The sequence below is a fragment of the Treponema sp. OMZ 840 genome, assembly GCF_050937815.1.
Lineage (GTDB): Bacteria > Spirochaetota > Spirochaetia > Treponematales > Treponemataceae > Treponema_C.
This window is the reverse complement of the sequence record NZ_JACDIJ010000004.1, coordinates 65979-87156: the sequence shown is the minus strand read 5'-3', so window position 1 is coordinate 87156 and position 21178 is coordinate 65979. Positions and strand designations below refer to the sequence as shown.

The window sequence follows — 21178 nt, the reverse complement described above, 5'->3', positions numbered from 1 at the left end:
TAATATAGAAACAAATCTGTTTAATGAAACAAGTAATTAACTATAGTAAGATGAAACGTATAACAAAGATTCGTAGCCGACACGCGGACAAGCCGCGTGCGGTACAACCTAATGTTATTGTGACACCGCCTATAGGGCGGTGAAGGAAGATAAATTGAAAAAAATATTTTTAGTTGTTTATCTATTACTAGTGAGTATATTTGTTTTTGCAAATAATATAAATTTTGAAGATAATTTTAATTCTTCAAATACCGTAATTGCCAAAATGCCGGCTGGGAATTTCGAAGGTAATCCAATATACAAACCTTCTGAAAACGAAATAAAAAAAGCTCTTAAAGCTACTGGAAAATCTATACAGGAAAATATTTATCAATTTCCGGATTTTGAAACAGTGCTAGAACATATTAATGAATTCAAATTACAAATTATTGGATTTGAAAAGGAAAATAAAAATTACATTTGTTTAAATTTTAATGCGATTGTAAAAAATCTAAATGATTTAGCAGAAGTGCCCATAATTACGATTATGAATACATTAAAAATATGGACAGCTTTGTATGATATTTCTGAAGACCAAGTTTATGCATATAAGCTTTTTGGGGAGCGTTATTATCCTATTCTTGAAAAAGATGGAATTCAACATATAACTTCTGTTTTTTGCGATTTTACATTTAAAATTCCTAAAAATTGGAAGCCAAATTATTGGTTTTCTGATAGTGCAAATTGCAACTTTGGACTTTTACCTTCTAATTCTTTTTCAGAGGATAAAGGATATAATACAACCGTATATATTTTAGCTGACGTTGAAGATGGAAATTCTATTTCAGCACAATCTTTTATGGAACAGGACGAAAATAATTATAAAAATCAAGGAATTAATCCAGAATATGAAACGGTTGATTTTAAAATAGACAATACTGATAAAATTTTATCATATGCAATGTACAGAAGCTATAAACTTCCTAATTCTTTTGCAGAATATATTTTTGTTGCGCAAACAGAAAAAGCTACCTTTACAATGTTTATGGGAATAAGGGATGGATATAAGAATAATGAAAAAAAAATTGTAGAAGATTTCAAAAAAATAATACGTACGATGGTTGTAATAAAAGGATAAATTTTCACAATAGCACAGTTTTCAAATCCGACAAACAGGACAAGCCTGTTTGCGGTTTAAAACAATGTTAGGCTCATATGCCACTGGCGTGGTTAATTATAAGATAAAAAATAGAAGATTTAATTTTTAACGAATTTAAGAAATCTCAATCTGATTTTAAGCAAGACTTGTGTGAGTTTTTAAAGGATACTATAAAGCAATATTCGGTTGAAAAAAAGAGAAATTTATAAACAACATGATATAGCGAATAAAGAAAAATTTTCTTTTTTTGAATTAATTTCAGATTTATACTATAAAGAAAAATTTCATTAGGAAAAACAGGTTGTTGACAGGGTGATTTATCAAAAAGAATATTGTTTTTTATCAAAATATGTGTATAATTATATTAAAACATACACATAGGAGTTATTATGAGGACAAATATTGTTATTGATGACGCCTTAATGATTGAGGCTTTGCATGTTTCCGGTTATAAAACAAAAAAAGAAACAGTTGAAGAAGCTTTAAAACTTTTAATAACATTAAAAAATCAAGCAAGCATAAGAAATTTCCGCGGGAAACTATTTTGGGATGGTGATTTGGAAAAAATGAGGCTTGATAAATGATTGTCGCGGATACATCGGTTTGGATTGATTATGTAAATGGAATTAATGCACCTCATACCGATATGCTGGATCAGGAATTAATCTGTAATAGAGTTGTAACCGGTGATATAATAATAACTGAATTTTTACAAGGATTTAAAAACGATAGAGAATACCTCATGGCAAAGCACATTATGGATAGTCTGGAATACAGAGATTTTCTAGGGAAAGAAATTGCAATACAAGCTGCAAATAATTATAGGAAATTGAGAAAGCAGGGCATCACAGTAAGAAAAACAATAGATGTTATAATCGCAACATTTTGTATAGAAAATGAATTTCCATTAATACACAATGATAGAGATTTTGATCCAATGGAAGAAATTTTAGGATTGATTGTTAAAAGGTAGAGTAGCAACTGATATAACGATAATAATTTTAATTGCGATCAAAAGAAATTAAAAAAGATTATATTGAAACTTACGTCTAATACCCGCTTCAAAGCCGACATTGCGGAGTAGCCGCAAATGCAGGTTAAGCGAATGTTAGGTGGACTGCCCTTCGGGCAGCAAAGAGAATAAAAGTATATGTGTAAAGTTTTATTTTAAGCCTTATAAGTAAACAGAGCCATGTTTATTAATAAATATGTTGATAAATACAATACTATACTTGTTAGTATTTGTTTTTAGTGTTATATTGTTAATAGATATTGTAACGTGGAGGTTTATTTATGAATGCAGTAAATTCAATTAATATATTAGATTCTATAGTTCCTATAAGCCGTTTTAATAAAGGTGAGGCAAATAGAATATTTACAGAAGTTAAAAATGACGGAATAAGAATCGTTGTAAAAAATAATACTCCAGAATGTGTTTTGATAAGTCCTAAAGATTATCAAGCACTGATTGAACAATATGAAGATGCTTTATTGATGGCTGAGGCAAACGATAGATTATCAAATAATATAAGGTATATTTCGCATAATGATATTCTGAATGATTTAAACATAAATGAACAAGACCTAGAAAACATTGATATTGAATTGGAGTAATCAATGTGGAAAATAATATATCATCCAGAAGCGGAACAAGAACTGAAAAAATTAGATGGTTCGCAACAAAAAATAGTATTAAAAGCAATAATCAAAGTTGCACAAAATCCAGAATCCAATATGAAAGGCGGTTATGGTAAACCGCTTGGAAATAAAGGCGGAAATAATTTAAGTGGATTATTCAAGATTAAACTAAAAGGATTAGGATTAAGAATAGTTTATAAATTAGAACAAACAGCTTTAGATAATATAATGAAAATCATTGTGATTTCTGTGCGAGAGGGCAATGAAGTATATGAAATTGCAGCAAAAAGGGAATATAAGATAAACACCTAACCCCCGCTTCAACCTGACATTTGTTTTATCACGAAAGTTGCTTAGAGGCGGTCGCCTCATTAAGAATGAACATCCGTGTTCATTCTTAATGGACGAGTTTTCGCTACGAAAACTCGCTGCTGTTTATACCACGGACATCCGTGTCCGTTTTAATGCAACTTTCGCGCCACCTTTGCCGTCGCTATACGCTTCGGCAAAGCCACAAATACAGGTTAAGCGGGGCTTTATGTGGACTGCCCTCCGGGCAGCAAAGAGAAAAATGAAAAGAATATTTTTTATATTAATTATTTTAACTGAAGCCAGTATGTGTTTTTCACAAGAAAGTAAGGCTTTTATCGGTGAAATTGTACTAGAAAGTTTTATAAATAAAACTTTAGAAAATTATTATAACCCTGCACCAGAAATTTACTGGATGTTAAATTGTGATGATGATAAAAGGCGTCAATTGGTTTTTTATAGTGAAAATAATGGGTATGCAAAATATCAAAAATACCTTGATTGTAAAGTTATTGTGTTTGGAAAAATTATAAATTGTGAAACTGCTCATCATAAAACAGAAGAACTGATTTTGGTAAATGATATTTGTACTATTAATGATGAATACACAAAAAAATATTGGTTGAAACAGATATTAAGTATAGATGACTGTAAAGACATTAATTTTATAAAAGTGCTTTTTGCAAAAGAATCTGGGATTAAAATTGATGATAAAGAAATTGAAGTTATTGAAAATGAATATTCTGGTGGAGTTCCGGTTCAAATTGTGCAGTTGCCTATATATTACAGAATAAAGCTTTCAAAAAGTGAATATAGGCAGTATAAAAATAAATTAAAGAAAAATGAAAACTGGCAAATTAATGATAATAAAATAAATTTAAAACTTATTACTAGATTTGATTTATCTTGTAGCATAACAGAGAATGAAATGATTTTTGGATTTGGAAGTATGGATATAATACATCCATAAAATAAATAAAACACATAACACCCGTTTCAACCTGACATTTGTTTTGTCACGAAAGTTGCTTAAAGTGCCTATACGGCACCGCAAGTTTTGCGCCAACTTTGCCTTGCTATACGCGTCGGCAAAGCCGCAAATGCAGGTTAAGCGGCAGTTATACGCATAGCCTATTAGGCTGGTAGTGGAAAAATATGAAATCAAAGATTAAGACTATTTTATTAACTATTTTGATTTTTTCTCTGTTAGAATGTATTGTCTATATTGGTTATTCAATTTGGGATATAAGAGATGGATTTAGCGGTAAGAGAAGTCTTACAGAACAGGAAATTTCAGATATATCAAGCACATTAAGTAATTATTTTAATAATCAAGAGAGTAAGCCAATTAAATGGGAAATCTGTTCTGCTTATTTTGCTGAAGCAATATATGATGATCCTGTATCAAATCAATATAATGTTAATGTAGATTGCTTCTATGAGAATGAAAAGAAGAACTATAGATTTACATTGTTGAAAGGATTAAAAAAATATCATATAGATACAGTGCAAGAGCTTTATATATACCTCGATGAAAAATAATGTAATTTAGCATCAAATTTTCAATTAGCCGTTTTATCTATTTGACATGTACACGTAATATAGATATAGTATAAGTATGATACAGAGTTTTGCAGATAAAGAAACAGAACTTGTTTATCATCAGCAGTTTTCACGTAAATTACCTAATACAATCCAGAAAGTTGCCTTACGTAAACTGATGATGCTGGATAACGCAAAATGTCTGGAAGATTTACGAGTGCCGCCTAGCAATCATCTGGAACTTCTTGTTGGAAACAGAAAAGGTCAGCATTCAATCCGTATAAATAATCAGTGGCGTGTCTGTTTTATCGAAAAAGACGGGCATTATTATGATGTAGAAATTGTGGATTACCACTAGGAGCAAACTATGTCTGATTATATTGAAACACCTACAATGGGAGAAATTCTTAGTGAAGAATTTTTCATTCCTCTTGGTCTTTCAGCCTATAAAGTTGCAAGAGAAATAAACGTTCCAACTTCCCGTATTCAAGATATTCTCCATAACCGCAGGAAAATTACAGTAGATACATCTCTGCGTCTTGCAAAATTTTTCGGAGTCTCCGACGGATATTTTATGTCATTGCAAAATGATATTGATTTAAGAAATGCAAAGTTAGAATTAGCACCGCAACTTGAAGAAATAAAAGTATATACTTACGCATAAAATTAAGCGTATAATACCCGCTTCAAGCGTAAAAACAGAAGGAATCCATGGACACACAGCTGATTGATTTTTTAATTAGGGCAAAAAAGAAAACATATGCCGGAAAAGGCGCGGAAACGGCTTCTTCAAGAATAAAGTCGCATGATTTGATATACCGCGAAAAAGATTTGATGTATTACGACACCTATTTGGGCGCCGAGCGCTTTGCAGGCCAAGAAGCCCTGTGGATTTCGGATAATCCGTATTGGGCAATGAATTATATCGGACGCGTAACGGGCGAACATTTCAGCGGCGACTTTTTAAAAGAAGCTTTGCTGAATGTACCGTTCGAAAAGCCTTTTAGAGGGCCTGAAACATATATAAACGGCGATTATGAATATAAGTGTTCCGTGGACGGGGACTTTAATTGGTTTCAGGGCAAAGAAACAATCAGCTTTAAGGGCGGAGAAATCTATGAATGCCGATTCCACGGCGGCTTGGTAAAATAACGGCATTCTGGCAACTGCTTTAAATCGAATGCGGAACAGGAAAATGAACATGAATACAAGTGAATGTGAACACGTATTAAATTGTGAACTTATAGAACAAACCGCATTCGAATCTCTTGTAAAAAAAAGCATAACGGCAAACATCAACCATATATGGAAAGACGCGCTCAAAGAGTATTGCTTTATAAAGTTGTTCGGTAAGACAATCGGGATGTTTGTTTTCGGAGTTGATATTTACGATGAATATAATGTAAAGCAAAATCAAAAAGGAAAATACGGAAACTTTTTATATTGGATTATACTTCGTAAAATCAAATTAAAAACGAATATTCAACCGCACAAAATAAAATTATGCTTTAATGACGAAAACAATATATTTCGAGCTATAAAAATACTTTCTTTGATTTTTTTTGCAGTATCTTTATATAGCCGAAACTTCTGATCAGCGCCGCTTTTATCCGTGTGTTCAAAGCTTTTTTATAATGATAAGGTCGTTGAAATTATACATCCCGCTTTCAAAAAGGACGCTGAAGGGGATTTCCATGCAAAATACATCTCCGTAATCAAAAACCGGTACCGAATAATTTTGACCGCCGAGCCCTTCAAAATACGCACTTTCTATATCCGGTATAATTTTTTTACCGATCATTATCCTGCATTTCGCCGAGGCCATAATCGCTTGAACCAAATCCCGGGACTCGGTGTTGTCGGGCTGCATAGCATCGGATAAGTTTCCCTTATTGCCGAGAAGAAAGGGAATGTAATATTTATTGCCGCCCGCTTTAGGTAAAAGGGCTTTTTCTTCTTCATTCGATGTTTTCGGGTGTATAATTACCCCGCATTCAATACCGATTTCCAAATCCGTATTCACCTTTTTCAAGCGGGCACTTTCAGGCAATTCGTTAAAGGCTTGTTCATCAAAAGTGTCTGCGAAGAATTCTTCCGGATCCTCATTGCCCAGAGCAAAAAGTACTTTTGAAAGCGTTATTTTATAATAAATATGATAATTGCCGTCCTTATAGGATATTGCCTGAACATAGTCAATGCATGAGGTAAACAACAGCGAAACTGAAAATAATAATGTACATATAACGAATCGATTGGAAAACGAATGCATAAGGGGATTTTACTGCAAATCGGACAAAACGGCAAGGCGTAATTCAAACGGTTTTACCTTTGGTGCTTTGGCGGCACTTCCGTTCTTGCGCCCGGATAAAAAAGTGCCCGAAATCTTTTGATTTCGGGCACAGTGATTTTTACATGTAAAACTTTTTTATATTAAAGACGGACAAAATAAATAAGCCCGCTTTTAAATTTTTACAGCTTTTTATATGCAAACCACCAATCGAAGGAGTTTGCCATACCGCGGCGCTCTTCGGCTGTTTTTTCATCGCCTGCAGGAGGAATAATAACCTGGTCTTGAATCAATTCGTTGTTCGGCCAGTTTGCGGGGCAGGCGACGCCGTTTTTATCGCTTACCTGCAGCGCTTTAACCGCACGCACGATTTCGTCCATATTGCGGCCGATTTCCTGAGGATAGTAAATCATGAGGCGAAGTAAACCGTTGGGGTCTACAACAAATACGGCGCGAACCGTGTTGGTACCCTTACCGGGGTGAATCATGCCGAGATTTGAGGCAACCTTTCCCATATCGTCGGCGATAACGGGAAATTCGATTTTGGTGTTCAATTTATCGTTGATAAATTCGGTCCACTTAATGTGCGACTGTACTTGATCTATAGAAAGTCCGATTAATTCGCAGTTTAAAGCTCTAAAATCATCGTAGTGCTTTTGAAACGATACGAATTCGGTGGTACATACGGGGGTAAAGTCCGCGGGGTGCGAAAATAATACAAACCATTTTCCCTTGTAATCTTCGGGAATGTTCATCATTCCGTGGGTTGTTTTAACCGTCATTGAGGGGATTTTTGCGCCGAGTAAAGGCATTCCGTTTTCCATAAAAATACTCCTTTATTATGTTCTTTTGTATCAGTATTATTTTTGTACTGATTACAATTTTAGTGTACACTTAATTTCTTTTTATGTCAAGCCCTGTACGTTTTTTTTCGCGGCGGTCTGTAAAATTAATTTGCAAAATTAAAGCGAGCCGCAGCATCCAAGTTAAAACAAACCGCCCCTCTTCGATCTGCGCTTTAAATTTCGTTTTAATCCCGTTTGAATCTACCGGATTTATTACTTGTTTTTTTTTAAATTCTGTGGTAGCCTATAATAGGAGGTGTTATGGCAGTCGGCGATGTTCAATTTCAACTTGTGACATTCCAGTTAGGCGAAGAGCTCTACGGTGTAAACATCATGGACGTAAAAGAAATTGTAAAAATACAAAATGTTCGTCCTATTCCGCATGCTCCGCATTATGTAGAAGGAATATTCAATCTGCGCGGTGAAATTATACCCGTAATCAATTTGCATAAACAGTTTCGTTTGGATAAACCCGTACAGGATGAGTATGACGGTGAAATGGGCGGTTTGATTATTCTTAACCTTGACGGAATAAAAATCAGTATTATTATTGACCGGATTTCCCGCGTTGTAATGATTAATTCTTCGGATGTAAAGCCTCCGCCTCAAATGCTCACCGGTATCGGTTCCGAATATATTCACGGGGTTGTGCAGCAGGCAAACAATTACTTGATTGTTCTTAATATCCGCAAGCTTTTTGATCCTAAAGAATTGCAAAAACTTATACTTCCGCAAAAGTGATGGCTATAGAAACATTCAGTCCGACAATCCGCAGAAAAGAAATGGATGCCGTTTTAACCTGTATGGTTGAAGAAAAACTCGGTCCCGGAGAACTTAACGGTCGGCTTATTCAACAAGTAAAAGAAAGCTTCGGTTTTAGCGGCGGCTTTGCGGTTCGAAGTCCGGCAATTGCTCTCAAGTATGCCTTGCGTGCTTTAGGTTTGGAAGCCGGTAGTTCCGTTATGATTTCGGCCCTTGCCCCTGCATGGCAATATACCGCCGTTACGGAATCGGGGTTTAACTGTATTATCCTGGACGTATCGAACGAAACCGGTCTAATTATACCGGAAACGGCGGAAAAGGGTATAAAAGACGGCGGACGGGTATTGCTTCTTCACGAAACCTTGGGGCAGTTGCCGAATTTTTCCGCTTTAAACGAATTGGGAGTTCCCATTATTGAAGACATCTCTCAAAATGCGGGCGCCGTTATAGGCGATAAAAGTGCCGGCACCTTCGGTACCTTTGCAATACTCGGTCTTGAAGAACGCGATATTTTAACGGCCGGCGGCGGCGCCGTTTTGGCGGCGGCGCAAAACCGCAATTGGTCGGTGCTGCGTAAGCTGGCCGAGCAAGCGCCCTCTACGGATCTTTTGCCGGATATAAATGCAGCACTCGGGTATGTGCAGCTAAAAGAATTGGCGCGCAACGAACAAATACGTAAAGAAATATATGAGATGTATATAAGAGCCCTTATGCAGGGCAGGCATAAAACGTATTCGTCACAAATAGAATATGCCGTACCTGCCGTATATTCTTTTCCCGTTATACTGTCCGGTTCTTTTAAAGACGTAAAACAGTACGCCGCCAAAAAAGATATAGCGGTGCAGCCGGCATACGAACATGCGGTCATATCGGTTTTTAACGATTTGTGTTCGCATTGTACACAAGCCAATTCGCTGTTTTTACGCTGCGCTCTTTTCCCCCTGTATCCCCGTTTGGGGTCTGCAAAGGCCCAAAAAATAGCGAAGGTGCTGGCGACATTGCCGTAAGGCTGGAGCCGGATAAAGCGGGTAGTATGATTTGTGTAGTAGTTGTAAATACATATAAAAAAGCCGCCGAAAGTTTGTATGAAAAAATGGCTCAATTTTTAAACGATGCCGGTCATACGGTGGTGCGTTCCGATTTTTCCGGATCGGATACTCCTTTTCCGGTAAGCGAATATGATTGCGCCATAACCTTAGGCGGCGATGGAACCGTTTTATATGCCTCTCGCCGCTGCGCACCGAGCGGTAAACCCGTTGTTCCGGTGAATTTAGGCGAATTCGGTTTTATTGCGGGTATCCGGCCCGATAACTGGCAAGCTTCCCTGTCGGATTTTTTTGCCGGAAAAATAAAGCTTACAAAGCGCTCTTTGGTAAAAGCGGAGGTTGTACGCAGGGGGACGACGGTATATGTCGGAACGGCTTTAAACGACATGGTTTTGTCGGCCGCCCAAGCTGCAAAAATAGTTGAAGTAGATATACGTACATCCCATTCTGCATTCGGAAAGTTTAAAGCCGACGCTTTAATAATTTCCACTTCAACCGGATCGACCGCTTATTCGGCCGCTGCCGGAGGTCCTATTGTAGATCCCGATTTGGATGTTTTAATATTAAACACCGTTTCGGCTTTTTCGCTTTCCAACCGTCCCCTTGTTTTACCTTCGGATATCCGGCTTTCGCTTGAAGTTTTGCCTTCGCGCACGCAAGACTTCGTACTCAGTTGTGACGGGCAAGTGCATATACCCGTAGAACCGAATGACAGCATTTTTATTAAAAAAGCGGAACACAGTGTTTTGCTTGCAGGCTGCGATTCTTCCGTTTTTTATACGGCGCTGCGTTCAAAACTGCATTGGTCAGGAGGCCCCCGTGCTTGAGGATATCCGTATAAAAGATTTTGCGTTGATCGATGAAGTTTCTTTGGATATCGGTCCGGGATTTACTGTTTTAAGCGGCGAAACGGGGGCCGGAAAGTCCATTTTAATCGGTGCAATTTCTTTTTTGCTCGGCGGTAAAGGCGGCGCAGAACTTATCCGTACCGGCGCCTCCGAAGCTCAAGTAAGCGGAACGTTGAAAATAAACCGGAATTTGCCGCATGTGCATACGTGGCTGAGCGAACACGGTATCGAAGCGGAAAACGATAGATTGCTTATTCGGCGTTTGATAAAAAATACGGGCAAAAGCGCCGCATGGATACAAAGCGTACCGGTTACCCGCCAAGATTTGGCGGAATTGACAGCTTGGTTTATCGATATACACGGTCAGCATGAACATCAATCTCTTATGCGTACAAGCGAACACCGCCGTTTTTTGGATTCTTATGCGGAAATTGAAAACGAAGTGGAACAATTTACCGCCTTATACGCAAAACTCGTTGAAAAACGCAATATTCTCGCAGCCGCCGACGAATCCGACAGCCGCCGCGAAGAAAAGATGGAACTTTTGCGCTTTGCCGTAGAAGAAATAAATGCCGCCCGTTTACATGAAGGTGAAGATGCCGAACTTACACAAGAGGAAAACCGTCTTTCCCAGTATGAAAAACTCTATCGTGAAATCGAAGAATTTTCCGGTATTATAAACGGCGATCACGGCAGCGCAATTTCGGCATTAAAAAAAGCGAATGCACATTTGGAACACGCTTCACAGGCGGATCCTTCAATTGAAAACCTTGCAAAGCGCATGGAAAACGTTTTCTATGAATTGAGCGATATAGCCGAAGAAGTGCGTTCTTATTCTCAATCGCTTGTCTTTGATCCTGCCCGGCTCGAAGAAATACAGGAAAGATTGGCATTGTTTTTTAAATTGAAAAAAAAATATGCGCCATCCGTTCAAAGTTCTTTGGCCGAAGTTATTGCATATGCACAAAATGCCGCCGAACAGTTGGATTTTTTAGCGGCCGCAGATACGAATAAAAAAGCGCTTATCGATGAAATTTCTTCTTTGGAACGGCAAGCGTATAAAGACGCTTCGCTTATTTCGGCAAAACGACGCGCCGCTGCGGATAAAATGGCGAAAGCCGTAGAAACCGTACTCGGCGATTTGGGTATGAAAAACAGTGTGTTTTGCGTACACATCGAACAAAAAGAAGCCGTGTCGGAAGATCAAAAATGCGGCCCCTACGGTATAGATAATATCGAATTCTTAATATCCGCAAACCCGGGTAATCCCCCGAAACCGCTGGCAAAAATAGCTTCGGGCGGAGAATTATCCCGTGTAATGCTTGCTTTAAAAACGGTTCTTAATCGGTCCGATATTACCGATACCCTTATATTTGATGAAATCGATACGGGAATAGGAGGGGAAGTATCCGTTGCCGTCGGCGCACATTTAAAGCATTTGGCTTGTTCAAGGCAAATTTTATGCATCACGCATCTGGCCGCCATTGCCGTTTATGCCGATACTCAAATAAAGATAGAAAAGTCGGTGCAGCACGGCAGTGCTTCCACTCATGTATATCCGGTATGCGGCGAAAAACGTGTTGAAGAAATAGCCCGTATGTTGTCGGGCGATGCGGTAAGCGCCGTATCGCTTGAACACGCACGTTCGCTGTTAAAAAACTACGGAGGATGATATGGCAAAGGTTACGGCGGAAAGCAGAGAAGCATTTTCGGCAAAAATGCAGCCTTATAAAGATTCCATAGATAAAATATTCGAAAAAGAAAAAAATATCACCGCATTGATGGCAAAGGATAAGGCGGGTAATTCATACAAGCGCATGCTTTTAGCCGAAGACATGATCTATATTACGACGCTCTATGTTCTTATAAACAATCTTTCGGTTGAAATTCTTTCAATGAAAAATATGGATGCTCTTAATGAAGGCCGAAAAACCTTATATAAAGCAATTATCTACCTCGAAGAAACCGTTTCCAATTTAATCGACGCACCCTATTCGGAATACGAAGACAAACTTGCCGAAATAAGCAATATCCCTTTAAATAAGCGCTATGAATTAACCCGAAAACTGGGTTTGGCGATTCGCCTTATTATTGACGCATACGGCGACAACACAAAATGGCGCTGGAGTTTTACCGAATTGCAAGGACGCTTTGCGACCGTTGCAAAAAATATGATCGATATGAAAGCGGCAACGAAAATATATTTCGATCCGCGAAATCCCGATTACGATACGGCAGTGTACTATTTTAGGCTTATAAAAAAGCTTTTGGGAGAATCCGCCGACGGCTACCGTGACCGCTATGAGCTTTCAACACGGCGTTTGGACGATATACGGCTCGGTATCAATTATTTAATTGCACTCAGGCGTGTTCAAATTGCTCTAAGCGAAACCGAAGATGCCGAAGAAACCAAAAAAAAGGCCGTTGTGTGGAAATCGAAAATGGATACGGACCAAAAAAAGGGCATAAGCAATTAGCGGCGGAAAATGAAAACGGTTTTAATCACCGGGGCTTCGGGAACCGTCGGTTTTGCAGCCCTTATGCGTTTTGTGCAGTTAAAAGATATCCGTTGCCGCATTTTTTTGCGTTTGAAAAAATCAAACTTACACTGCGCTCATAAACTCAAAAAAAAATATCCGCATATCGAAGTATTGTTCGGTGATGTACTGTCATATGAAGATTGTTGCAAAGCGGTAAACGGAGTCGACTATATCGTACATTGTGCCGCAATGATTCCTCCTGCAGCGGATCATTATCCGGATAAAGCGTACCGCATAAATTATGAGGGAACCGAAAACCTTGTCCGTGCGGCTTGCGCATTAAATTCCGAAAACGGCCGTAAAAATACTCCGAAATTCATATATATCGGTTCCGTTGCCGAATACGGTAATCGCACGTATAAACATCCCTGGGGCAGAACGGGAGACCCCCTTATACCGAGCGTTTTCGACGCATACGGTGCCGGTAAAATACGGGCCGAACGCGCTGTTATCGAAGCGCCCTTATGTTGGACAGTGTTGCGCCTTTCGGCCGTTTTATACGATTCCATATTGTTTAACAATATAAAAGACGGGCTTATGTTTCATACGGCGTGGAATGCGCCGATTGAATGGACAACGGTAAAAAGTACGGCTTTATTGCTGGCGAACCTTATCGAAAAAGACGTACGGAGAAAACTTCCTGCGGCATTTTGGAAAAAGGTATATAATGTCGGAAACGGAAAAAAATCCCGCGTTACCGGTTATGAAACCTTTGACCGCGGTTTTAAAATGATGGGATGCGGTGCGGAAAAAATATTTCAGCCGGAATGGAACGTGTTGCGCAATTCGCATTGCCTGTGGTTTGCCGATTCGCAGCTGCTCAACCAATATCTTGATTTTCAATGCGAAAGTTTTGAAGATTTTTTTGTAAAACTTGAAAAAAAATTATGGTACTATAAGTGTGCCGCGCCGTTTTTTCGGTTGATTAAACGCTTTGTAATTATGCCGCTTTTGCAAACAAATAATGCGCCGGCGTTTTGGATTATGCATAAGGATAAAAAAAGAATAGACGCTTTTTTCGGTTCTTTAAAAGCGTACAAAGCCGTTGCAAAAAAATGGAAAGATTTTTTTCTTTTGTGTAAAAATCAAAATCCCGAAAACGGCGCTTTTTTGGATTACAAAAAATTAAAAGACGAATCGTTTTTACGTGAACGCGGGCTGCTGTTGGATCACGGCTACGACGATACAAAAAAAACCGAAGCATTGGGTATTGAAGATATGAGGCAAGCTGCCGTCTTTAGAGGCGGGCTGTGTGTAAGCTCTTCCATGAAAAGCGGCGATATGTACACGCCCCTGCAGTGGCGCTGTCATCAGGATCATGTTTTTTGTGCAAATCCTTATACGGTTCTTAAAGCCGGACACTGGTGTCCCGTTTGCTGTACCGCTCCTCCGTGGAATTTCGCGGAGCTTGCAAAGCATATTCCGTTTTATGCGCAAGTGTGGTACGACGATCACGGTAAAGACGAAGTCGATGTATAGAGGGTCAGTATAAAAAGGGAATAATGCGCTTTGGTTTGTATTGCGACAGTTCGGCGGGGAAATCTTCGGTATATTTTTTATGAATTGCGTGTGAGCGCGGAACTAAATTGCAGGCTGTCCAAAACACAAATAAAAAACCGGCCGGCGACCATGTCAATACGGCAAAACCCAGCCATTCTACCAATTCTCCGAAATAGTTTGCGCTTGTCACATAGCGGTACATTCCCCTGCACGGATAATAATAGCGGCGGCTTCCGTTTGAACGCAGAGAACGGATATAAAAATCGGAAGTAATGTTAATAAACATTCCTATCAAAAATAAAACCGTTCCGAAAATAAAACGCGGGTCCGAAAGCCAAGAAGGAGCATATTGTTCGGCCGGCGAAAAATAAAAAATCCATGCGCCGATTAAAAAAGAATTAACGGCATTAAAAATCATTCCCATTATAACAATGGATAAGGGCATTTTGTTTTTTCCCCTGATTAAAAAAGGAAAAATAAAGGTGCGCTGTACGTAATGTGCCATATAAAATGATGCAAGGAGTATGCGTACCGCTTTATGGGAATATTCCGCTTTGAACAGTATACCCGTTATAACAACGAGGGCGGGAATTTCCATCAATACCCATGCCGCCTTATTATTAAAACAAAAGCCCCATTTTGTATCGATGAGTTTTCCGTATCCTGCGGGAATAAAATAAAGGGCGATAAAACAGGCAAAACCCAAAATCAGCATAACTATTTCGGTAAAGCAGTATAAAGAGTAAGACATACGTACAGTATTTACGTTTTTTTTATTTTAATCAATATGCGCCTGTGCTGCCTTGCCGTAAAAGAAAGAATCTTATATGATAATTACGGGTTCGGAATTCGCAATGAAAAGGCGCTTTTTTTCAATATGGTTTTTTAGTTTTTGCACACTGACTGTTTTACAAAGCACCGATGTATCCGTGCGCATCGCCAAACATAAAAATCCCGACTGCATATATCCGAAAGCCGAATTGGGCGATTGTTTTATTCATATGATAAAAATTACTTCTCCTTTCCACGGCTCCGCCCCCGCAGTCGAACTTTTGCCGAATTCGGATTTTGTATGGGAAGCTTTTGAACCCGAAAACGGGTGGGGCAGGGCGGGCAAAACATTCAGATATTATGAAAAAACGGTTCCCGGTACGCACATCTTTTTTTCCGTAACCAATAAAATCGATGACGTATGCTATTTTAAAACGGTGTCGGCCCATCCTTGTTTACCGGATTTTTACACCGATCCGGAAGAAGCGGAGATTATCGAGCGTTTTGTTTTTTTTCGCTTTACGGCCTATGCCGACAAAGGCGGTTTTTTTGAAAACTATTTGGATAATTTTTTATATGCACTCGATACGCATACAAAATTGCTGTATTCTTACGGAATGCCGACAAAGTATAAAAAGATTATAGGAAACAATTACATACCGCTTGATTGGATGCCCTATGAAACCGCTCCCAACACAAAGGATAGGGGCTTAAAGTTTTATGAGTATGACCCTATGGGCTTTGTTTCCGTCGATTATTCTTGTGAGTTTTTTAAAATCAAAACCAATATTCACATCTACGATTGGTGGTATCGAACGATTACCGCAGGCGAAACCGCAGAAGAAGTAAAAAACAAACGGTTTATGCCCCTTTTTAACCCCGATGCGGAAAAAGATTGGACGATACGCAATGTAAGGATTCCCGTTGCTTCTCCGTATCGAAAATAGAGCGGAATACCCTTGTTTTTTTACGGAAATCCTATATAATAATAGGAGTGAAGGACAAAGGTCCTATGGAGGTAAAATAGTGAAAAAAATTATTTTCGGTTTAACGGTTTTATTGCTGGCAGCCGGTATGGTCTTTGCCGGCGGCAATAAAGATGCCGCTGCAAGTACGCAGCCTACGGTTCGTCTTATCACCGATGCGACGGGTATCGACGATAAATCCTTTAACGCCGCTGCATGGCGCGGTATTTTGGAATTCTACGGCGATACGTGGGAAAATCAAAAAAACCGCGGAAAGTTATATGAAGTCGTTACCTGCGAAACACGTGATATGTACGTTCCCAACTTAAAGCAGGCTGCGGACAAGGGCTACGATCTTATCATTGTAACCGGTTTTACCTTTTCCGATGCTGTAGGTGAAGTCGCGCCCCTGTATCCCGATCAGCATTTTATGATTGTAGACGTAGACTGGGTCGGCAAGCCCAATCTCGCCGAATACGTGTATTCGGAAGAACAGGGTTCCTTCCTCGTCGGTGCGGCGGCCGCTTTGCAGGCTCAAGCCGAAGGCGTTAAAAATCCCAAATTCGGCTTTATCGGCGGTGTTCCCGGTGCAACGATTACCAAATTCGAAATGGGTTATATTCAAGGTATCCGCGCCGTATTGCCCAAGGCCGAAATCGTAGATTACTATGCAAACGACTGGGGCGCTCCCGAAAAGGCTAAAGCACAGGCTAAAAACTGGTACGATTCCGGTGTAACGACCATTTTTTCCGCAGCAGGCGGAACCGGAAACGGAACCATCGCACAGGCAAAAGAATACCGCTCGCAGGGTAAAAAGATATGGGCAATCGGTGTAGACTCCGACCAGTATAAGGACGGAGAATATGCCGAGGGAAAATCCGCCGTTTTAACATCGATGATTAAAAAGGTTGAAACATCCACCTATCTTTCTTTAAAAGCCGTTGCCGAGGGTACCTTCAAAGGCGGCGTGTACAAGCTGGACTTGGCCGGAAAGGGTGTCGATTATTCGACCACAAACAAAGAATTAAAGAGCGAAGTCGTAAAAAAAGTCAATGCGATGAAAGCCGATATTATTTCCGGAAAAATCAAGGTTATCGGAACCTATAAAGAAGCTTTGGCAGCAGGTCTTGTTCCTGCCGGTTTGGGCGCAAAAGACGACTGATTCAGTTCGGTTTTAAAACATCTTTAGGAAACCGGTTTGTTTCGGCGGAATTTAACCGGTCATCCTCATTAAAAAGTTTTATGCCGCAGACGGATGCTTTAGGGCTTTGTCTGCGGTTGTTTTTAGCAGGCGGAAAATGGAACAAAATGCAATAGAGATGATCGGCATCACAAAAACATTCCCCGGCATTATTGCAAACGATGATGTAACGATTTCGGTGCGTGAAAATGAAGTACTCGCCTTATTGGGCGAAAACGGTGCGGGAAAATCGACCCTTATGTCGGTTTTATTCGGTGCCTACGAAGCCGACCGCGGAACAATCCGTATACGAGGAAAAGAAGTAAAAATTAAGGATCCGAATGCGGCAACCGCTTTGGGCATCGGTATGGTACACCAGCATTTTAAATTGGTACACAATTACACGGTGACCGAAAATATTGTGCTGGGGATGGAGCCCGTTACCCGTTTCGGAACTCTTGACTTAAAAAGTGCGGCAAAACGTGTTGCGGAATTGTCGGAGCGCTACGGTCTTATGGTTAATCCGAACGACAAAATCGAAGATATTACCGTGGGAATGCAGCAGCGGGTTGAAATTTTAAAAACTTTGTACCGCAATGCCGATATCCTTATTTTCGACGAACCGACCGCCGTTTTAACTCCTCAGGAAATCGATGAATTGATGAACATTATTCGGCGCTTAAAAGCCGAAGGAAAAACCATCATTATCATTACTCATAAATTGGAAGAAATAAAAGCGGTTGCCGAACGCTGTACGGTACTGCGCCGCGGAAAACTCATCGGGACGGTTACCGTTGCCGACGTAACCGAACAGGATCTTGCCGAAATGATGGTAGGCCGCGCGGTTAAATTTCAAATAGATAAGGCTCCGGCCAATCCGGGAAAAGCCGTTTTGGAACTTAAAAATATTTCGGTAAAAAACAGCCGCGGCCGCCTTGCCGTAAAAGATTTATCTCTTGACGTACACTCCGGCGAAATCGTCGGAGTTGCGGGCGTTGACGGCAACGGCCAAAGCGAATTGATATATGCAATCACCGGTTTGACGCCGGTTGAAAGCGGTTCCGTTTTGCTTAACGGAAAGGATATTACAAAGTACGGTATCCGCGAACGCATAGAAGCGGGGATCGGACACATTCCCGAAGACCGGCAAAAACACGGGCTTGTATCCGACTTTAGCGTCGCCGAAAATATCGTGTTAAAAAATTATTATAAGGCGCCTTACAGTTCAAAAAGCGGTTTGTTGAATTATCAGGCAATCCGTGAAAAAACGGCTCAGCTTATAAAAGATTTTGACGTCCGTGCCGCCGAAGGCGTTGCAACCCTTGCAGGCAGTATGTCCGGCGGTAATAAACAAAAGCTGATTATCGCCCGCGAAATCGAATTGTCGCCGGAAGTGCTTGTCGTCGCCCAGCCGACGCGCGGTTTGGATGTCGGTGCAATCGAGTATATCAGAAAACGCATTGTAGACGAACGCGATAAGGGCAGGGCGGTTTTGCTGGTTTCTTTCGAACTTGACGAAATTATGAATCTGTGCGACCGTATTGCAACCATTTCCAAGGGCAGCATCGCCGGCATTTTTAAAGCGGGCGAAGTTACCGAGCGCGAAATCGGCGTTATGATGGCCGGTTCAAAACATAAACAGCAAGAGGTGCCGGCATGAAACAGCAGGTTTTAAAAAACGGTTATACAAAGCGCAGCGGCTTCATAAATTTTTTACTGCATTCCGACGGTGCCGTTTCCGTACTGGTCGTTATTTTGGGATTTTTATTCGGCGCGCTGCTTATACGGCTTGTCGGCCGCAATCCTATGGGAATGTATAAATCGTTTTTTCAAGTGCTTACGGGCATTTTTTGGAACAACAAGGGCGTTATGAAATGGGAAGTGCGCTATATCGGCGAATGGCTGAATATTTCGGTTCCTTATATTTTATGCGGCCTTACAATGGGTTTTGCCGCGCGTGCCGGTTTGTTCAATATAGGCGGGGAAGGACAGTATTTATCGGGCTTAACCGTTGCAACCCTTTTGGCAATCTATTTGCCGCAGATTCCCGTTGTGCATTGGCTTATCGCCGTCATTGCCGCCGTCGTTTTCGGTGCGGTATGGGGCGGAATCGTCGGGTTTTTAAAAGCCAAATTCGAAGTGTCGGAAGTCGTCGCGACGATTATGCTTAACTACATAGCCTTATACATATCGCGCATCATTATTTTGGGGATTCCCGGATCCAATACCTATCAAACCGTACCTTTTCCGAAAACGGCGTTAATACGTGTGGCTTTTTTGGATACCCTTACAAACGGTTCAAAACTGAATTTAGGCTTTTTCTTTGCCATTATTTCCGTTATCGTCTATTGGTTTTTAATGGAAAAAACAAATTTGGGCTTCGGCCTTAGAGCAACCGGTTTTAATAAGGATGCAGCCCGTTATGCGGGAATTCCGGTCGTTAAAAGCATCGTCTTATCGATGGCGATTTCCGGAGCCTTTGCGGGGCTGGCAGGCGGTATCGTAGCCCTCGGTTCTTTTAATTTCGGGCGCGTTCCCGTTGTATTGGAAGGATACGGCTTTACCGGTATTGCGGTTGCCCTTGTCGGAAACAATACGGCAGGCGGAACCCTGCTTGCAGGCCTCTTGTTCGGTATGCTTGCCCGCGCACAGGGTATTATGCAGGATAACGGAATTCCCAAAGAAATTACCTTTATTATTCAAGGCTTAATCGTCGTCTTTATTGCATTGCGCGCCGGCTTAAAAATCTATTTGCAGTGGCGCTTAAAAAAAGACCTTGAAAAAACCGTACAAAAATCGGCTTCCGGTGCAGGCATTTCGGCGGCGGAAACTGCCGAAACAGCACATACCGGCACTGCCGGTGCGGCACGTACCGAATCCACTAAGGAGGATACATAATGGACATTATACGCGGACTTCTTCCTTCCATATTGATGATTGTTTCTCCGATTTTAATTACGGCCGCAGGCGGTATGATTTGCGAGCGTTCCGGTGTCGTAAATATAGCTCTTGAAGGTCTTATGGGAATCGGTGCTTTTACTGCGGCGGCGGCCCATGTGCTTATGGAATCCGCTTTTCCCGGTTCCGTTTGGCTTGCCCTGTTTTTAGGCGCCTGTACGGGAACCCTTATGTCGCTTATCCACGCCTATGCGGCGGTTTCTTTAAATGCAGACCAAACGATTTCCGGCACGGGAATAAACCTGCTTGCAAGCGGTTTGACTATCTTTTTTTCTCAGATTTTATTTAATGCCGACCGTACACTTCCTTATAAAATGGGTATGCTTCCGGGCATCGGAGGTATTTATCCGACCGCCCTTATAGCCCTTGCAGTCATTCTTATTGTGTGGTTTGTTTTGTATAAGCTGCCCTTCGGACTGCATTTGCGCGCATGCGGAGAACATCCTCATGCGGCGGCTTCGGTGGGTATCAATGTACGCCGTATGCGCTATATTGCCGTTTTGGCTTCCGGCTTTTTGGCGGGCTTAGCCGGCGGCTGTTTGGTTTTAACGCAAACAATTCAATACACGTCTACTACGATAAACGGTGCGGGCTTTATAGCCCTTGCCGCCGTTTCTTTCGGACGCTGGAGGCCTGCAGGCATTACCGGTTCTTCGCTTTTATTCGGTTCGGCGGTTGCATTTTCCATTTACGTCGTTAATATCCCTGCTTTACGTAATTTATTTCCGTCCGAATTTTTCAGTTTGCTCCCCTATGTAATTACCTTGCTTGCCCTTGTGGTATTCAGCGGTAAAAATTATGCGCCGGCAGCCGACGGCAAGCCCTATGAACAAGGTTCGAGTTAGTACG

The 21178-nt window shown here is 40.7% G+C and carries 25 protein-coding genes; 22 read left to right on the top strand and 3 right to left on the bottom strand.

Going from position 1 to position 21178, the window contains the following annotated elements:
* The first annotated feature begins 154 nt into the window (after positions 1-154).
* From H0R92_RS07540 to H0R92_RS07490, 11 genes are all read left to right on the top strand, one after another.
* Positions 155-1117 (top strand): hypothetical protein, encoded by a 963-nt coding sequence (locus H0R92_RS07540; RefSeq protein WP_432962725.1) that lies wholly within the window; start codon positions 155-157, stop codon positions 1115-1117.
* A 410-nt stretch (positions 1118-1527) separates the two neighbouring features.
* A complete protein-coding gene (locus tag H0R92_RS07535) occupies positions 1528-1722 on the top strand; it encodes a type II toxin-antitoxin system VapB family antitoxin (RefSeq protein WP_432962723.1) in 195 nt (64 codons plus the stop codon).
* Positions 1719-2111 carry a type II toxin-antitoxin system VapC family toxin gene (vapC, locus tag H0R92_RS07530; protein WP_432962721.1) on the top strand — a complete coding sequence of 131 codons (393 nt, stop codon included), beginning with the start codon at positions 1719-1721 and terminating at the stop codon, positions 2109-2111. Before H0R92_RS07535 ends, vapC begins: the two co-directional genes overlap by 4 nt.
* 320 nt (positions 2112-2431) lie before the next feature.
* On the top strand, positions 2432-2752 hold the full coding sequence (locus H0R92_RS07525) for a type II toxin-antitoxin system Phd/YefM family antitoxin (protein ID WP_432962719.1): 321 nt from the start codon (positions 2432-2434) through the stop codon (positions 2750-2752).
* Positions 2753-2755: 3 nt separating this feature from the next.
* Positions 2756-3088, top strand: coding sequence for a type II toxin-antitoxin system RelE family toxin (locus tag H0R92_RS07520; RefSeq protein WP_432962717.1), 333 nt, complete (start codon positions 2756-2758; stop codon positions 3086-3088).
* 88 nt (positions 3089-3176) lie between these two features.
* Entirely contained in the window at positions 3177-4055 is an 879-nt protein-coding gene (locus H0R92_RS07515; protein ID WP_432962716.1) for a hypothetical protein, read from the top strand.
* 185 nt (positions 4056-4240) lie between these two features.
* On the top strand, positions 4241-4627 hold the full coding sequence (locus H0R92_RS07510) for a hypothetical protein (protein ID WP_432962714.1): 387 nt from the start codon (positions 4241-4243) through the stop codon (positions 4625-4627).
* Positions 4628-4703: 76 nt separating this feature from the next.
* Positions 4704-4985, top strand: coding sequence for a type II toxin-antitoxin system RelE/ParE family toxin (locus H0R92_RS07505; RefSeq protein WP_432962712.1), 282 nt, complete (start codon positions 4704-4706; stop codon positions 4983-4985).
* Positions 4986-4994: 9 nt separating this feature from the next.
* Positions 4995-5291, top strand: coding sequence for a HigA family addiction module antitoxin (locus H0R92_RS07500; RefSeq protein WP_432962710.1), 297 nt, complete (start codon positions 4995-4997; stop codon positions 5289-5291).
* Between the two features lie 47 nt (positions 5292-5338).
* Positions 5339-5779, top strand: a complete 441-nt coding sequence (locus tag H0R92_RS07495; RefSeq protein WP_432962708.1) for a DUF5680 domain-containing protein — start codon at positions 5339-5341, stop codon at positions 5777-5779.
* A gap of 49 nt (positions 5780-5828) precedes the next feature.
* Positions 5829-6221, top strand: a complete 393-nt coding sequence (locus tag H0R92_RS07490) for a hypothetical protein (RefSeq protein WP_432962707.1) — start codon at positions 5829-5831, stop codon at positions 6219-6221.
* A 24-nt stretch (positions 6222-6245) separates the two neighbouring features.
* Here H0R92_RS07490 and H0R92_RS07485 read toward each other — a convergent pair whose 3' ends face one another.
* Positions 6246-6896, bottom strand: a complete 651-nt coding sequence (locus H0R92_RS07485; protein ID WP_432962706.1) for a hypothetical protein — start codon at positions 6894-6896, stop codon at positions 6246-6248.
* Between the two features lie 200 nt (positions 6897-7096).
* Entirely contained in the window at positions 7097-7738 is a 642-nt protein-coding gene (locus H0R92_RS07480) for a peroxiredoxin (RefSeq protein ID WP_428768638.1), read from the bottom strand.
* 282 nt (positions 7739-8020) lie between these two features.
* Between H0R92_RS07480 and H0R92_RS07475 the strand changes: the two genes are divergently transcribed.
* The 6 genes from H0R92_RS07475 to H0R92_RS07450 are packed head-to-tail and all read left to right on the top strand — an operon-like array spanning position 8021 to position 14434.
* On the top strand, positions 8021-8500 hold the full coding sequence (locus tag H0R92_RS07475) for a chemotaxis protein CheW (protein ID WP_432962703.1): 480 nt from the start codon (positions 8021-8023) through the stop codon (positions 8498-8500).
* On the top strand, positions 8500-9528 hold the full coding sequence (locus H0R92_RS07470; protein WP_432962701.1) for a DegT/DnrJ/EryC1/StrS family aminotransferase: 1029 nt from the start codon (positions 8500-8502) through the stop codon (positions 9526-9528). Before H0R92_RS07475 ends, H0R92_RS07470 begins: the two co-directional genes overlap by 1 nt.
* Before the next feature lie 26 nt (positions 9529-9554).
* Positions 9555-10394: an NAD(+)/NADH kinase gene (locus H0R92_RS07465; protein ID WP_432962699.1), complete on the top strand. Its 840-nt coding sequence runs from the start codon at positions 9555-9557 to the stop codon at positions 10392-10394.
* A complete protein-coding gene (recN, locus tag H0R92_RS07460) occupies positions 10387-12087 on the top strand; it encodes a DNA repair protein RecN (RefSeq protein WP_432962697.1) in 1701 nt (566 codons plus the stop codon). The genes H0R92_RS07465 and recN overlap by 8 nt, the downstream gene beginning before the upstream one ends.
* Before the next feature lies 1 nt (position 12088).
* Entirely contained in the window at positions 12089-12892 is an 804-nt protein-coding gene (locus tag H0R92_RS07455) for a hypothetical protein (protein ID WP_432962695.1), read from the top strand.
* Positions 12893-12901: 9 nt separating this feature from the next.
* On the top strand, positions 12902-14434 hold the full coding sequence (locus H0R92_RS07450; protein WP_432962693.1) for an NAD-dependent epimerase/dehydratase family protein: 1533 nt from the start codon (positions 12902-12904) through the stop codon (positions 14432-14434).
* A gap of 4 nt (positions 14435-14438) precedes the next feature.
* Here the strand turns inward: H0R92_RS07450 and H0R92_RS07445 are convergent, their stop codons facing one another.
* Entirely contained in the window at positions 14439-15206 is a 768-nt protein-coding gene (locus tag H0R92_RS07445; RefSeq protein WP_432962691.1) for a DUF1295 domain-containing protein, read from the bottom strand.
* Positions 15207-15282: 76 nt separating this feature from the next.
* On the opposite strand from H0R92_RS07445, the gene H0R92_RS07440 reads away from it, so the two are divergent.
* The 5 genes from H0R92_RS07440 (at position 15283) to H0R92_RS07420 (ending at position 21174) form a co-directional block, all read left to right on the top strand.
* Positions 15283-16173 (top strand): hypothetical protein, encoded by an 891-nt coding sequence (locus H0R92_RS07440; RefSeq protein WP_432962689.1) that lies wholly within the window; start codon positions 15283-15285, stop codon positions 16171-16173.
* Between the two features lie 127 nt (positions 16174-16300).
* Entirely contained in the window at positions 16301-17353 is a 1053-nt protein-coding gene (locus H0R92_RS07435) for a BMP family lipoprotein (protein ID WP_432963030.1), read from the top strand.
* Between the two features lie 136 nt (positions 17354-17489).
* Positions 17490-19031, top strand: coding sequence for an ABC transporter ATP-binding protein (locus H0R92_RS07430; protein WP_432962687.1), 1542 nt, complete (start codon positions 17490-17492; stop codon positions 19029-19031).
* Positions 19028-20269 (top strand): ABC transporter permease, encoded by a 1242-nt coding sequence (locus H0R92_RS07425; RefSeq protein ID WP_432962685.1) that lies wholly within the window; start codon positions 19028-19030, stop codon positions 20267-20269. The genes H0R92_RS07430 and H0R92_RS07425 overlap by 4 nt, the downstream gene beginning before the upstream one ends.
* Positions 20269-21174: an ABC transporter permease gene (locus tag H0R92_RS07420; RefSeq protein ID WP_432962683.1), complete on the top strand. Its 906-nt coding sequence runs from the start codon at positions 20269-20271 to the stop codon at positions 21172-21174. Before H0R92_RS07425 ends, H0R92_RS07420 begins: the two co-directional genes overlap by 1 nt.
* The last annotated feature ends 4 nt before the right edge of the window (positions 21175-21178 follow it).

Excerpts from the sequence above, each read along its gene's own strand:
- H0R92_RS07420 (WP_432962683.1), top strand. The coding sequence starts at position 20,269 with ATGGACATTATACGCGGACTTCTTCCTTCCATATTGATGATTGTTTCT.
- H0R92_RS07525 (WP_432962719.1), top strand. The coding sequence starts at position 2,432 with ATGAATGCAGTAAATTCAATTAATATATTAGATTCTATAGTTCCTATA.
- H0R92_RS07505 (WP_432962712.1), top strand. The coding sequence starts at position 4,704 with ATGATACAGAGTTTTGCAGATAAAGAAACAGAACTTGTTTATCATCAG.
- H0R92_RS07480 (WP_428768638.1), bottom strand. The coding sequence starts at position 7,738 with ATGGAAAACGGAATGCCTTTACTCGGCGCAAAAATCCCCTCAATGACG.
- H0R92_RS07495 (WP_432962708.1), top strand. The coding sequence starts at position 5,339 with ATGGACACACAGCTGATTGATTTTTTAATTAGGGCAAAAAAGAAAACA.
- H0R92_RS07535 (WP_432962723.1), top strand. The coding sequence starts at position 1,528 with ATGAGGACAAATATTGTTATTGATGACGCCTTAATGATTGAGGCTTTG.
- H0R92_RS07425 (WP_432962685.1), top strand. The coding sequence starts at position 19,028 with ATGAAACAGCAGGTTTTAAAAAACGGTTATACAAAGCGCAGCGGCTTC.
- H0R92_RS07475 (WP_432962703.1), top strand. The coding sequence starts at position 8,021 with ATGGCAGTCGGCGATGTTCAATTTCAACTTGTGACATTCCAGTTAGGC.
- vapC (WP_432962721.1), top strand. The coding sequence starts at position 1,719 with ATGATTGTCGCGGATACATCGGTTTGGATTGATTATGTAAATGGAATT.
- H0R92_RS07500 (WP_432962710.1), top strand. The coding sequence starts at position 4,995 with ATGTCTGATTATATTGAAACACCTACAATGGGAGAAATTCTTAGTGAA.
- H0R92_RS07440 (WP_432962689.1), top strand. The coding sequence starts at position 15,283 with ATGATAATTACGGGTTCGGAATTCGCAATGAAAAGGCGCTTTTTTTCA.
- H0R92_RS07455 (WP_432962695.1), top strand. The coding sequence starts at position 12,089 with ATGGCAAAGGTTACGGCGGAAAGCAGAGAAGCATTTTCGGCAAAAATG.
- H0R92_RS07515 (WP_432962716.1), top strand. The coding sequence starts at position 3,177 with ATGGACGAGTTTTCGCTACGAAAACTCGCTGCTGTTTATACCACGGAC.
- H0R92_RS07465 (WP_432962699.1), top strand. The coding sequence starts at position 9,555 with ATGATTTGTGTAGTAGTTGTAAATACATATAAAAAAGCCGCCGAAAGT.
- H0R92_RS07485 (WP_432962706.1), bottom strand. The coding sequence starts at position 6,896 with ATGCATTCGTTTTCCAATCGATTCGTTATATGTACATTATTATTTTCA.
- H0R92_RS07430 (WP_432962687.1), top strand. The coding sequence starts at position 17,490 with ATGGAACAAAATGCAATAGAGATGATCGGCATCACAAAAACATTCCCC.
- H0R92_RS07470 (WP_432962701.1), top strand. The coding sequence starts at position 8,500 with ATGGCTATAGAAACATTCAGTCCGACAATCCGCAGAAAAGAAATGGAT.
- H0R92_RS07445 (WP_432962691.1), bottom strand. The coding sequence starts at position 15,206 with ATGTCTTACTCTTTATACTGCTTTACCGAAATAGTTATGCTGATTTTG.
- H0R92_RS07490 (WP_432962707.1), top strand. The coding sequence starts at position 5,829 with ATGAATACAAGTGAATGTGAACACGTATTAAATTGTGAACTTATAGAA.
- H0R92_RS07450 (WP_432962693.1), top strand. The coding sequence starts at position 12,902 with ATGAAAACGGTTTTAATCACCGGGGCTTCGGGAACCGTCGGTTTTGCA.
- H0R92_RS07510 (WP_432962714.1), top strand. The coding sequence starts at position 4,241 with ATGAAATCAAAGATTAAGACTATTTTATTAACTATTTTGATTTTTTCT.
- H0R92_RS07435 (WP_432963030.1), top strand. The coding sequence starts at position 16,301 with ATGGTCTTTGCCGGCGGCAATAAAGATGCCGCTGCAAGTACGCAGCCT.
- H0R92_RS07520 (WP_432962717.1), top strand. The coding sequence starts at position 2,756 with ATGTGGAAAATAATATATCATCCAGAAGCGGAACAAGAACTGAAAAAA.